Here is a 12,482-nt window from a genome sequence, read left to right on the forward strand (position 1 = left end):
CCTTAATCGCGGGGCATCTGCTTTGAGGGTGGCGGTGGATCTGCCTGGGCAATTTGCATGAAAGCCTGCAAGCGGGTCAGTTGCTTGGCCTGAGCGTGAATCAGCCGTTGGCCCTGCCATCTTTAATATAGCGACTTGGCGCCACATGGGTACACGGGAAATTCTCTCAAATTGTCCTTTTATGCCTCATCGGACGCCGCGAGCAAATCCTGATGACGGATGTGCAGTTATGCACATTTTTTTGCACACATTGCCAGCCACTTTACCTCAACAGGAACGGGCCTTTCATCGCTTTCCCACAGGCGGGTCGTAACAGGTTTCTACACATTTTATTGCAGATATTCTTGAATGTTTGCACGGGCATACTCCCGACAGCCGAATTCCGGCCAGCGGACCTGCCTGCCCGGTATGACGGCGAGGTATTCGCCTTGGTGCTCCCGAACAACGTCGCCGGGTGACGCGCGCCTGGTGATGGCCGGCCTGGTAATGCGCTTGGATCTCCAAACGTGGTGGATGATTCGGCCTCTCATTGAGGGGTTGAATTGTCATGCGATCCTGGTTCAAGTGAACCTTGCAGGCGTGCCAGTTGTTGCGCTTGGAGACGTAGGAGGCGCAGATCATGGCGGTGTGCGAGTAGGTAATACTTGGACTTCTCTCGCAGCTGGGTTATCTCACTCGCCATTTTTTCCCCCTGCTGATGCGCTAGGTTTACGAGAACCGTCTCGGCGGCCAATTGCTGTTGCGCGGAGTTCAACTCACGCTCGAGTTGACGGAGTTGTTGATGTTGGTAGCTCTGCGTACTGGTAGAACGCTCCAAGTCTCGGTAGAGCTGCGTCAGCTCTTCTTGACGGACGGCGAGTTGTTCACGCAGTCCCCGCACCTCGGCTTGCAGTTGACCGAGCTGCTGATCATGACGTTGTAGTTCCTCTTGGCGTTGCAACTGCTGCTGTTGGCGAAAGTGCTCCAGCGATTCGCGCGCCTGCTGGTGTTTGGCCTCGAACGATTGGATCGTCGTCGCACGCTCTTCGAGGAGTTGCAACTGTTGCCGGCAGGCTTCCTCAAGACGCTGTCGCTCACCCTCCGCCAGTTGCAGCTGGTCAAGCAGTCGCTGTTCACGAAGGCGAAGCTGCTGATGTGCCGCTACTTCCGCCGCATGCGCAATCTGCAGCTGCTCGTGGCGCGCCGTATCGACGGCGCGCTGCTGTTGATAGGTCGCTTGTTGGCGTTCCAAACGGGCGCGCTCACCGGCGACCGTCGCCTGCGCTTCGTCGGCCAAACGCTCAGCTAGACTCTGCAGGAGCGCCTGCAACTCTTCCGACAGATTCACCTGCGGCGGGTGCGGTTCCGCCACGTCGAGTTCACGCAGGTAGCGAAGGATAGTGGTCTTCGAACCCGTGTGGCCAAGTTCTGCGCGCACCGCCTCGATGCTGGGCGCCAGGTCGCGGGCGAGTAGGGCGTCACGTGCGCGCTGCACGAGGGCTTTGTTGATACCGGCGCGGGCCATGTGTCTGCTCCGACTTTTTCGTACTGTTCAACCAGTATGGAAGTACACGTGTACAGACGCCTGATTCTGTCAAAATAATCAGACAAACTGACGTTTGAGAAGCCTGATTTCTCGAACGTCATAGGCGTTTTTCGTTAAACAGCCCGCAGTTGCAGTACGCAGGAGGGTAGGTGAGCGATTCGGCCGAGCGTTATCTGCAGGCGGCCCGCCGGGCCAGCACCCAGCGTCGCTACGCCCAGGCGATAGACCACTTCGAAGGCGAGTGGGGTGGGCTGCTGCCGGCCTCCAGCGAGAGCATCGTGCGTTACCTCGCGGCATACGGTGCATTGCTTTCAAGCAGTACGCTGCGCACTCACCTGGCCGCACTGGCGCAGTGGCACAGCCAGCATGGTTTCGCTGACCCAACCAAAGCTGCTCGGGTGCGAGATACGCTGCGTGGCATCCAGGCGAAGCATCCCCAGCCGGTGCAGCAGGCGGCAGTCCTGGCGATACAGGATCTGGAAACCTGTGTCGGCGGACTCGAAGTGGAGCTGATGAGCACTAAGCCGACCCTACGTTTGCGCGCCGCGCGGGATCGAGCGCTGATCCTGCTGGGATTCTGGCGGGCGTTTCGCGGTGACGAACTGTGCCGGCTGCAAGTCGAACACATCAAACTCAATGGGGAGGAGGGGCTGGAGATTTATCTGGCCAGCAGTAAAACCGACCGTGGCAATCGTGGACGAATCCTGACTATGCCAGCGCTGAAGCGGCTCTGTCCGGTGGTGGCGTATGAGCATTGGTTGGCTGTCAGTGGTTTGCAACGAGGGCCCGCGTTCCGCGCGATAGATCGTTGGGGACACGTGGGTGAACAAGCGCTCAATGCCAACAGTATTTCCCGCGTGTTACGCCAGGCCTTTGCCCGCAGCGGGGCGCCGAATTCGTCGTACAGTGGACATTCCTTGCGGCGCGGCTTCGCTACCTGGGCCAGCCGCAACCAGTGGAGTAACAAAGCACTGATGGACTATGTCGGCTGGCGCGACGTGCAATCTGCTGCCCGCTACATCGAGGCGGACGCGCCGTTCGGAGAGTGGGCACGCCGCTGATTCCCCTTGCTGCTGCGGTATCAACTATCTCGCGTTTCTGGCTTAGTGACGCAAGCGCTTGACCGAAGCCGGATGTTCGATGATCGGCGTATGTTTTTGCTATTCGTTGACCAACGCTTCGCCCCGACCGATAGCGAAGAAGTTGCGCAGGGCCTGGCCAGCGGCGAGACCGAACAATGGAATGGTCACGAGCGACCACAACATGGACTGCGTGCCAGCTTGCAGGGGGCCTGCGAACAAGCCAGCACCTTCTTCGACATACCTGCCTCTTATTGTTGTTGTGCAGCGAATTGGGCGAGCCCCGTCCCGGGATTACCTTCGTGGGCAAATCCCTGCCTGTGGTGCCGGGAGCCGACGGCGTCGGTATGCTGGAAGACGGAACGCGAGTGTATTTCGCCTTTCCTCGTGCACCGATAGGAGCAATGGCACAAACGGTAGCGGTGAATGCAAGCTATTGCGTGCCGGTTCCCGACACAGTCGATAACATCACTGCTGCAGCCATTGCGAATCCGGGAATGTCGTCCTGGGCTGCGCTACAGGAACGCGCACACTTCCAGCCCGGCGAGCGCGTACTCATTAATGGCGCCGCTGGCACCTCAGGTCGTTTGGCCATTCAGGTGGCGAAGCATTTGGGCGCCTCGCGGGTAGTCGCTACCGCGCGAAATCCGGCTGTGGAGCAAGAGCTACGCGATCTGGGCGCCGATGCATTCATACGCCTCGATCAACCTGCCGATCAGTTGACTACCGCACTGCGTGAAGAAATTCACGGTACTGGAACTGACATCGTTCTCGATTATCTTTGGGGGCCGCCTGCGTCCTGCATCCTCGATGCAGTGGCTGGCCATGCAAAAGGCGAATCGGCACCGCGTCTACGCTTCGTGAACATCGGTGCGCTGGCAGGAGCAAGCCTGCCAATGAGCGCTGGTGTATTGCGTAGCTCTGGTCTGGAAATGCTCGGCAGCGGCCTGGGTAGTGTTTCTAACGAAGACCTGGTGAAAGTTGTGGGCCAGTTGCTGCACGCTGTTGGTCCGCAAGGACTGAAGGTCGATGCTCAGGTTGTTTCCTTGAGCGAGGTCGAGTCGGCCTGGCATAGCGGATCGGGTGAACGCATAGTGTTTACGATGTAGGCGCGTCATCTCGACAGGTTCAAGAGAGTACGTTCGCTAGCTGACGCCAAGTCGTGTCAGGGGGCCGTTATAGGTCCCCCGACACTCTTTAGCTAAACTCCTCGCAGCGCTTAGAAATGCCACTCCATATGCAGTGTCGGGGCATGGGTATTGACGCCCGGTTTATGCATCGCACCGTACTTATGGTGCCACCATTCATACCCAGGACCGACCCAGAACTTGTTCTGGGTACCCCATGCCAGCTTGCCGACATCGACCATCAATGCGCCGCGTATCAGGCTTTCCTCCCCCGTATCGTCGTCGAAATAGTCCTTGCCCTTCGCGGTTTTGTAACTGGCAAATCCGTGAAACTTGAGCGGTACCTCGCCAAGCTGGAAGGGATAGCCCCAGGCCAGATGCACCACGTAATAGGGGTCGAACTCGATGTTCTCGGTTTTACACGCGGGCAGGCCGCAGTGATTCCATTCCATGGAATACAACAGGCTCAGGTCCAGATAACCGGGTACATCGAATTTAAGCGTAGGGCCTACCAGCAGTTGACGTTTGCGGGTGGAGAAGTCGTTGTTCTTGTAGTTCAGTTCGACACCGCCGGTCAGCGCGATGTCCTTGATCGGGCCGTAGCGCAGGGAACGATCGAACACCTTGCTCAGGAACAGCTGGTGGCGATAGACCAGGTACGCCTCGACGGCACCTGAGTCGCTGTCTTTCTTTGGATCATTGCTGTCGGACTTGAGCACGTCCAGATTGAAGAAATTCATGCCCCATTCGTTGCCGCTGTTGTGGCCGAGCTGGTAGATCTCCTTCTGGATCTTCTTGTCCACCGGCGGCTCGCTGTAATGCTCACCGTAGCGAAAGCCGACGAAAGTGTCGCTCCATTGCGCGGCATTGGCAGCAACGGCCGTGCTGCTCAGGGTAAGTGCGGTCAGTACCTTGCAAATGCGCTCTTGTAATTGTTTTGCGTTCATCTAGGTGCGTTTCCGGTTGTTTGCCACCTGCGCGGGGTTTGCGTGCAGGCGGCGGGAGGGAAGGGCGGTCGAGTACCGCCCGAAGTTCACTTCATGGTCGGCATGACAAAGTCGGCGCCAGTGCGGATGCCACTCATCCAGCGCGAGGTGATGGTCTTGAGGCGGGTGTAGAAACGCACGCCTTCAGGGCCGTGCATGTGGTGGTCACCGAACAGCGAGTTTTTCCAGCCGCCGAAGCTGTGGAAGGCCATGGGCACCGGGATGGGCACGTTGATGCCGACCATGCCGACCTGGATCTCGTGACCGAACATGCGTGCCGAATCGCCATCGCGCGTGAAGATGGCGGTGCCGTTGGCGTACTGGTGTGCATTGATCAGGGCCACCGCCTCCTGGTAGCTCTGAACCCTGACCACACCGAGCACGGGGCCAAAAATCTCCTCCTGATAGATACGCATGTGAGAGGCAACGTCGTCGAACAGGCTACCGCCGAGGTAGAAACCGTTCTCGTAGCCGGGTTGTTGCATGCGAAAATCGCGGCCGTCTACCACCAGCGTCGCGCCTTCCTCGACCCCGCTGGCGACATAGCCACGTACGCGCTCCAGGTGTTCGCGACTGATCAACGGACCCATTTCTGCCTGCGGGTCGGTGCCGGGACCTATCTGCAGTGCGCGTACTCGCGGTGCGAGGCGCTCGATCAATGCATCGGCGGTCTCATCGCCCACCGCGACAGCAACCGAGATCGCCATGCAGCGTTCACCCGCGGCGCCATAGGCCGCGCCCATCAAGGCGTCGACAGCCTTGTCGAGGTCGGCGTCTGGCATCACCACCATATGGTTTTTCGCGCCGCCGAGCGCCTGCACACGCTTGCCATTGGCCGCGCCAGTGGCATAGATGTACCGGGCAATGGGCGTGGAGCCGACGAAGCTGACCGCTTGCACGTCCGGGTGCGCAAGGATGGCGTCGACTGCCTCCTTGTCACCGTTGACCACGTTGAATACACCGTCGGGCAAGCCGGCCTCGGACAGCAGTTCGGCAAGCAGCAACGCCGCTGACGGATCGCGCTCGGACGGTTTGAGGACAAAGGTATTACCGCAGGCCAGGGCCACCGGGAACATCCACAGGGCGACCATCGCCGGGAAGTTGAACGGGGTAATCCCGGCGACTACACCAAGTGCCTGGCGCATCGCGTGCGAGTCGATGTGACTACCAATATTTTCGGTAACTTCGCCCTTGAGCAGGTGCGGGGCGCCGCAGGCGAACTCCACCACCTCCAGGCCGCGCACGACCTCGCCCATGGCATCGGAATGCACCTTGCCGTGTTCAGCGCTGATAATCGCAGCGAGTCGTTCGGCATTCTGTTCCAGCAACTCTTTGAAGCGGCTCAGGACCCGAGCGCGACGCAGCGGCGTGGTTGCCGACCATGCCGGGAAGGCGGCCTTGGCGGCGGCAACCGCTTCGTTCAGCTCCTCGGCGCTGGCCAGCGCAACCCGCGCGCTCAACTGTCCTGTGGCCGGGTTGCGTACTTCGTTGAAGCGCCCACTGCGGCTTTCGCGGCGTTGGCCATTGATGTAGTGCTGTAAGGTAATCATCGGTTTTCTCCAGGCGAGCAGTCCCGATCCGGCAGGTCAAATGCCGGGTAGCGAGGCTGCGATGTAGTGACGGGTATTCAGGAAGTGGCGGATTGCGCCGGTTTCAACGGGTTTGCGGGGTGGTCCAATGGTGCTTCGGCATGGGGCATGAAGAACATGATCAGCATGCCGGCGGCGAAGAATCCGGCGCAGACCAGCAAGCCGAGCGCCAGGCTGTGGTGGATGGCTATACCGCTGAGCAGCAGTGGTGCGAAGGCGGCAAGGCCGCGACCGAAGTTGAAGCAAAAACCGGCACCGATGGTACGTACACGCACGGGATAGAGGGTACTGAAATAGGAAGCGAACAGGCTGGCAAAGGCATAGAAGAAGGCGTACACCGGGCCTAGCCAGAACAGTACCTGGTTGTCGGTGGTAAGTGCGTAGATCGCCAGCATCACTGAGCTGCCCAAGAGCGACAGCAATGTGGCATTGCGCTTGCCGATGCGGTCAGCAAACAGCCCGAAGGCGTTGATGCCGATGAACGCACCAATATTCAGGATGGTCATGAAATGCGCCATCATGCCGATTGCCAACCCACGCTCGTGTACCAGATAGGTTGGTAGCCAGGTGCTGGCGCCCCAGAAGCCGATCACCGAACAGCTTGCCGCAGCAGTACCTAGCAGTGTCACGCGCAGCAGGCTTGGAGCGAAAATTTCACGAACCGAGGCATTAATGGGTACATCCGTGCAGGTCGCAGCGATAGCTTTCTGGGCTTTCCATTCAGGTGACTCTGGTACGAATAGCCAAAGGTAGAGCACAGGAATAAGTGTCGAGATGCCCGCTGCAAGGAACAGCAGCTGCCAGTCCGGCAGGAATGCCTTGCCAGCCATCGCCGCGATTGCCGCGCCCACCGGAAACGAACTGAGTACGAAACCGGTGGCCCGGGCGCGTTGGTGTACAGGCCAGGTCTCGGCGATATAGGCCGAGACAATGCCCCACACGCCACCCAGGCCCAGGCCCGAGAAAAAGCGCAACAGCAGTAGCAAGTACCAGTTATGGGTGGATGCCACGGCCATGGTCAGTGCGCCAAAGCTCACCAACGAGAGTAAAAGCGCCTTGCGCCGGCCAAAATTGTCCGAGTACCAGCCGGTGGTGATGCTGCTGAAACCGATGCCCAGCAATGTCGCCGAGGCGAGCATGCCGGCCTGGCCTATGGACAGCGCCAAGTCCTGCTGGATCACCGGCAAGGCGATGGTCAGCAGGATGATTTCCATCGCGTCGAACAGATAGGCAAGGAAACCGCCGACGAGCACATGCCATTTCGAAATGTTCTGCATGGTTGCGTCTCCGTCAGCGATTGAGCCGATATGTGGAAGGGAAGGTCGGGTGGTTGTGCCGCATGGTTTTCTCCTTGTTTTTGTTGTGTACGGCGTTGCGCGCTTGGCGTTCGGCAGTTCGGAGTCTCTACAGCAAGGCACAGCTCTCTTCGAAGCTCAGGCGCGGGCTGCGCGGGAACAGTTTCGAGGGGTCGCCATAGCCGAGGTTGCAGAGGAAATTGGTTTTCACTTGCTGGCCGGGGAAGCGGGTGCTGCCTGCGAAGAATTCGGCGTCGACGCGCTTGTGGTCGAAGCCGGACATTGGCCCACAATCTAGACCCAGTGCCCGCGCGGCGAGAATGAAGTAGCCGCCCTGCAGTGAACTGTTGCGCAGTGCGGCTGAATCGATCACATGTGGCTGCGCGGCGTACCAATCGCGCATGCCAGGGTTGTGCGGAAACAGCCGCGGGAGCTGCTCATGAAAGTTGGCGTCGTAACCGATAATCGCCGTCACCGGCGCCTGCAGGGTTTTATCTACGTTGCCCGCCGCCAGTGAGGGCAGCAGGCGCGCCTTGGCCTCGGCGCTACGCAGGAAGACGATGCGCGCCGGGCAACCGTTGGTACTGGTCGGGCCCCAGCGCACCAGGTCGTAGATGGCGCGCAAGGTGTCGTCGTCGACGGCTTTGTCGAGCCATCCGTTCTGGCTGCGGGCATCGCGAAACAGCAGGTCGAGTCCTTGGTTGGACAATGTTTCTTTCATTGCGCTGGGCTCCTGTAGCGGTCAGCGGGTGTGGCGCCGGCGCTCAACCAGCGAACGCGGGGTGACGGTTTGGCTTTCATTGCTGCCACCGAGGAAGTACTCCACCGACATGGGCGGGCCCCACTGGTAAAGACTGGAGTCACAGGCCTGGGTGCAGTTCATCGGGGAGGTGTGATTGAACAGATCGCCGTCGGTGAAGTGTTCGATGAGGTTGCCCGACGGGTCGCGCCAGTAATCGAATATCTGGCTGCCGAGTACATGGCGCCCGACACCCCAAAATGGCGTCCAGCCCTGGTCGTCCATCCACTCGTGGCCCAGACACTGGGCATCGAAATCCTGTACCTCGAATGAGGCATGATGAACCACGTCACGATTGGCCTGGAAAAGCGCAATGGTGTGGTGGTCGGTCCAGTTGCTGCCGCGGTTCAGGCGCAGGAACGCAGCCGATGGGCAATCCTGCTCGTCACCTTCGACGATCAGGTCGGAGGGCAGCATGCCCAGCACGTTGCGGTACCAGCCGATCATGCTGGGCATGTCGGCGACGCCGATGGCGACATGCCCCAGACGCATGACCTTTGCCGGTCCCTTGCCGGGCCGTTGTACGTCGCCAAAGCGGCGTTTCTCAACCGCCGAATTGAGTACCAGCGCCGAGCGTTGCGCCAGTGCTTCGACCGGCTGGATACCGTGCACCAGTTCAATGCGCCGTCCGGATGGATCCTGTAACACCACGCAATGACCACCGCCGGGGTGCTTCAGCGCCTGGATTGCTGAAGCACCTGGCAAGCGTTCGGCAACGTGCAGGTCGGCAAAGGATTCAACGGCAAAAGCGATGGCACCCAGAGACGGTGTGTCGGCGCGCTCGGCGATGTAGACATATGGCAGCGTACCGGTGCCGCGCAGGTAAAGACGTTGTTCGGTCCGATGGCTTACAGTCAGGCCGAAATCGAGCAGGAAGCGTTCAAGCAGGTCGATATCGGCATGCCGGTAGACCACGTGGTTGATGTCTTTGATGTGCAGCATGGCTGCGTCTCCTCAGCCCAGGGCCGACGATGGGTTTGGGCATTCGCTGACGCGGGTGCGTTTTCCAGGCAGCCGCCTGCGCGAACCTAAATCGGTCCGGGCGCAGGCAGCCGGGATCGCTCCCGCCTGTTAAAGGCGAACGGGTTTTCGACTAATGAGCAGGGCGCCGTCTCAGGCGGTCGGCGTCTCGGCGGCGATCGAATTGCTCAAGGTACCCAGGCCTTCGATCTCCACGGTGCAGACATCACCAGGCTGCATGAACAGCATTGGGCGACGAGCCCAGCCGATACCGGCCGGGGTTCCGGTGACGATGACATCGCCAGGTTCGAGGGTGACGGCTTCACTGAGCACAGCGATGAGTTGCGCGACATCAAAGACCATGTCGGCGGTGTTGCCTTGCTGTTCGACCTTGCCGTTCAGGCGTGTGGTCAGCGCCAGGCCACGGGCGCCGGCCGGCAGTTCATCAGCGCTGACGAAGGCCGGGCCGAAAGCGCCGGTAGCATCGAAGTTCTTGCCAATGGTCCATTGCGGAGACTTGAACTGGTAATCGCGCACCGAGGCTTCGTTGAAGATGGAGTACCCGGCAACATGCGCCAAGGCATGTTCCCGGGATATGTGGCGGCCGCGCTTGCCGATGATCACCGCCAGTTCGCCTTCGTAATCCAGTTGCTCGGAAGCCAGCGGGCGCACAATGGCTTCGCCGTGGCCAATTAGGGTCGTGGAGAAGCGGGGGAAGAAGGTGGGGTAGTCCGGCTGCTCGTAGGGACTTTCTTTGGTGTGATCCGCGTAGTTCAGGCCGACACAGACGATTTTACCCGGTCGCTCGATCGGCGGTAGATAGCGGATAAGGGAAGCGTCGAGCAGAGGCGCTTCGCTTAGCTGGCGGTGCGCGTGTTGCAGGGCCTGGGCGCCGCGTCCCAGCAGCTCGAACAGTGAGCCCGGATAGCCAGGCAGATTTTCGGTGAGGCCACGCAGGCCGTTTGGGGTGTCCACGGCCAGTCCGTTGATAGCACCCTCGGCAAAACTGACAAAACGCATGATCCATACCTCGCTGTTATTATTCTTCAAGGATTATGTGAACGGTACCGTACCGTACCCTTTTGCTGTTCGAAGATTCCCATTGTCATTTCCCCATGTCAATGGCGCCGATAAGACGTATTTAGAATAAAAAATCAGGGTTGATATGCGATTGTGTTGCGCATGTGGAACGCCTCCCGCGGGGCATGTAGGCTATGCGCGGAACGAAGTCGAATCGAAAGGAAGAGGTGCTTCTTGAGCGAGCGGTTGGAAAGTAAGCGGCAAGCCGAAAAGAGGGAGGGGATTCTCGCAACGGCGACGGAAATGTTCCTGGAAGAGGGGTATGCCGGGGTGAGCATGGATGCAATCATCGCTCGCATCGGTGGGTCCAAACGTACCGTATATGCCTACTTTGGCGACAAGGATGGCTTATTTGCGGCGATTATCGCCCGCCTATGCGAGCAGATCGTAAACCCGCTCACGCATATGGACCTCAGCCGCAAACCGCTTCCGGAAGCATTGCGCACAATAGCCGAAACGTTCCTTGGAGTAATTCTTTCGCCGCGGACAATAGCCATGCATCGGTTGATCGTAGCCGAGGCATTGCGAGCACCGGAAGCGGCCCGTGCATTTTTCGAAGCCGCACCGGGAGCCGCCTATAGTTGCTTGCGCGAATACTTCGAGTGGGCCGAGAAGGCCGGAATCGTGCAGGCGGGCGATGCGCAAACCCGTGCCGTACTGTTTCTCGATGCGCTGACTGGCGACTTCCAATTGCGCTGCCTCCTTGGCCTTATGCAAACACCGCCCCAAGATGAACAACAGCATCGCATTGAAGAGGCCATCGTCATCTTTCTCAGTGGGTTAAAGTTATGACAGTAACGTCATGTGCATGGAAGGATCTTCAGGCCGCAACATCTCGATCCACACGTTCAGTCCATGTATGTGAACAGTATTCTGAGGTTGAAATCGACCAGAGCCAGCCTAGTAATAATGATGGCCTCAAAATTTCTGATCGCCACACTTGGACTAAATGAACGAGGTCTGCATTTAATCTTCTCTCAGATATAGACACCGTGCTCGAGGCGATGCAGAAAACCCCTCACTTGCACGTATTCTGATTGAGTGACCAGCACGCTGCACGGCATGCGGTGGTCTAGTCCAAGCGCTGGCTAAATGAGCCAAGACTCAGCCAGCATGCGCTTTCCCAGCACTTGCGTAGCAACTTGCAAAATCTGTTCGCGACGGCTTAGGAAACCTCGGTGTTCTCTATTCTAACGTCGCTGGTTAGATGACTAACGATTGTTTGTTTTTTCCTTGGGTAGGCGAGCGTCTAGAACGCGCATTGTATACTGTTTTCAAGGTTGGTTGACCCTGGTCTTTACGCCTTCCGTACACACGATCCTCATAGTAGGTTTCATCAATCGTGTGGTAGATGATCGAGTTTGGCACTTCATTTTCATCGAAGCCGACCTCAAGTTTGATGAGTGCTTCGGTACGCCAGTGCCTAGACCGGTTAGCGTGAGGAGGGGTTGAGATAAAAATTTGCTCAATTCGTATTTGCACATCCCGTTCACAGCATTCCAGAAAATCCAAAAGCGCTCGCGGTGTCGCGAGCAGTACTACGCCGAAGGTCCGCTTCGATTCCCCTCGCTGTTTAGTGTGCACGTGGAAGAATATCTCGCTGGTATCAACTCTAGGCCAGCTTTTGTAGCTTGGGTCGACCTTGCCTATAAGAGTGATGACCTCTTCCTGCGGATCTGAAACAAACACGCTCTGAAACCTCGATTAAAACGATGAATCGCCCCTAGTTTCGTAGACACCTCCAAGCCTTAAAATGAGGCCCATTAGGAGGTGCCATGAGCAACCAGCGTTATCCCGAAGAATTCAAAATCCAGGCGGTCAACCAAGTGACCGAAAAGCAGCTTCCTGTCTCGGAGGTGGCTGCGCGATTGGGTGTGTCCGTGCACAGCCTGTATGCCTGGATTAAGCGTTACACCAAACCCCAGGAGCAGCGTGTCCAAGAGGACGATCAGAGTGCTGAGCTTCGCCGTCTACGTGCTGAGCTAAAACGGGTGACGGAGGAGCGAGACATCTTAAAAAAGGCCGCCGCGTACTTTGCCAAG

General features: G+C 58.6%; 11 protein-coding genes and 1 pseudogene. 4 read left to right on the plus strand and 8 right to left on the minus strand.

What is annotated here, in order from left to right:
* Positions 1 to 526: 526 nt before the first annotated feature.
* Entirely contained in the window at positions 527 to 1,504 is a 978-nt protein-coding gene (locus H621_RS28180; protein WP_084167989.1) for a DNA-binding protein, read from the minus strand.
* 170 nt (positions 1,505 to 1,674) lie between these two features.
* On the opposite strand from H621_RS28180, the gene H621_RS0118240 reads away from it, so the two are divergent.
* Positions 1,675 to 2,586, plus strand: a complete 912-nt coding sequence (locus tag H621_RS0118240) for a site-specific integrase (RefSeq protein WP_028944775.1) — start codon at positions 1,675 to 1,677, stop codon at positions 2,584 to 2,586.
* A gap of 320 nt (positions 2,587 to 2,906) precedes the next feature.
* Entirely contained in the window at positions 2,907 to 3,713 is an 807-nt protein-coding gene (locus H621_RS27245; protein ID WP_245219094.1) for a quinone oxidoreductase family protein, read from the plus strand.
* A gap of 110 nt (positions 3,714 to 3,823) precedes the next feature.
* Here H621_RS27245 and H621_RS0118255 read toward each other — a convergent pair whose 3' ends face one another.
* From H621_RS0118255 to H621_RS0118280, 6 genes are all read right to left on the minus strand, one after another.
* On the minus strand, positions 3,824 to 4,678 hold the full coding sequence (locus tag H621_RS0118255) for a hypothetical protein (RefSeq protein WP_028944776.1): 855 nt from the start codon (positions 4,676 to 4,678) through the stop codon (positions 3,824 to 3,826).
* Positions 4,679 to 4,764: 86 nt separating this feature from the next.
* Complete coding sequence (locus H621_RS0118260; RefSeq protein ID WP_028944777.1) at positions 4,765 to 6,267, minus strand: CoA-acylating methylmalonate-semialdehyde dehydrogenase; 1,503 nt, start codon at positions 6,265 to 6,267, stop codon at positions 4,765 to 4,767.
* Between the two features lie 77 nt (positions 6,268 to 6,344).
* Complete coding sequence (locus H621_RS0118265; RefSeq protein WP_028944778.1) at positions 6,345 to 7,583, minus strand: MFS transporter; 1,239 nt, start codon at positions 7,581 to 7,583, stop codon at positions 6,345 to 6,347.
* A gap of 127 nt (positions 7,584 to 7,710) precedes the next feature.
* A complete protein-coding gene (locus H621_RS0118270) occupies positions 7,711 to 8,322 on the minus strand; it encodes a malonic semialdehyde reductase (protein ID WP_028944779.1) in 612 nt (203 codons plus the stop codon).
* A gap of 21 nt (positions 8,323 to 8,343) precedes the next feature.
* Complete coding sequence (locus tag H621_RS0118275; RefSeq protein ID WP_028944780.1) at positions 8,344 to 9,342, minus strand: 2,4,5-trihydroxytoluene oxygenase; 999 nt, start codon at positions 9,340 to 9,342, stop codon at positions 8,344 to 8,346.
* A 171-nt stretch (positions 9,343 to 9,513) separates the two neighbouring features.
* Complete coding sequence (locus H621_RS0118280; protein WP_028944781.1) at positions 9,514 to 10,380, minus strand: fumarylacetoacetate hydrolase family protein; 867 nt, start codon at positions 10,378 to 10,380, stop codon at positions 9,514 to 9,516.
* A gap of 234 nt (positions 10,381 to 10,614) precedes the next feature.
* On the opposite strand from H621_RS0118280, the gene H621_RS0118285 reads away from it, so the two are divergent.
* A complete protein-coding gene (locus H621_RS0118285; RefSeq protein ID WP_028944782.1) occupies positions 10,615 to 11,232 on the plus strand; it encodes a TetR/AcrR family transcriptional regulator in 618 nt (205 codons plus the stop codon).
* A gap of 411 nt (positions 11,233 to 11,643) precedes the next feature.
* Here H621_RS0118285 and H621_RS28525 read toward each other — a convergent pair whose 3' ends face one another.
* On the minus strand, positions 11,644 to 12,129 hold the full coding sequence (locus tag H621_RS28525; RefSeq protein WP_156905627.1) for a hypothetical protein: 486 nt from the start codon (positions 12,127 to 12,129) through the stop codon (positions 11,644 to 11,646).
* A gap of 86 nt (positions 12,130 to 12,215) precedes the next feature.
* On the opposite strand from H621_RS28525, the pseudogene H621_RS0118290 reads away from it, so the two are divergent.
* Positions 12,216 to 12,482, plus strand: a pseudogene (locus H621_RS0118290) (transposase); the annotation flags it as partial.

This window comes from Pseudomonas vranovensis DSM 16006 (genome assembly GCF_000425805.1).
GTDB classification, from domain to species: domain Bacteria; phylum Pseudomonadota; class Gammaproteobacteria; order Pseudomonadales; family Pseudomonadaceae; genus Aquipseudomonas; species Aquipseudomonas vranovensis.

Coding starts and splice junctions, on each gene's coding strand:
- H621_RS28180 (WP_084167989.1), bottom strand. CDS start 1,504: ATGGCCCGCGCCGGTATCAACAAAGCCCTCGTGCAGCGCGCACGTGAC.
- H621_RS0118255 (WP_028944776.1), bottom strand. CDS start 4,678: ATGAACGCAAAACAATTACAAGAGCGCATTTGCAAGGTACTGACCGCA.
- H621_RS0118260 (WP_028944777.1), bottom strand. CDS start 6,267: ATGATTACCTTACAGCACTACATCAATGGCCAACGCCGCGAAAGCCGC.
- H621_RS0118265 (WP_028944778.1), bottom strand. CDS start 7,583: ATGCAGAACATTTCGAAATGGCATGTGCTCGTCGGCGGTTTCCTTGCC.
- H621_RS0118270 (WP_028944779.1), bottom strand. CDS start 8,322: ATGAAAGAAACATTGTCCAACCAAGGACTCGACCTGCTGTTTCGCGAT.
- H621_RS0118275 (WP_028944780.1), bottom strand. CDS start 9,342: ATGCTGCACATCAAAGACATCAACCACGTGGTCTACCGGCATGCCGAT.
- H621_RS0118280 (WP_028944781.1), bottom strand. CDS start 10,380: ATGCGTTTTGTCAGTTTTGCCGAGGGTGCTATCAACGGACTGGCCGTG.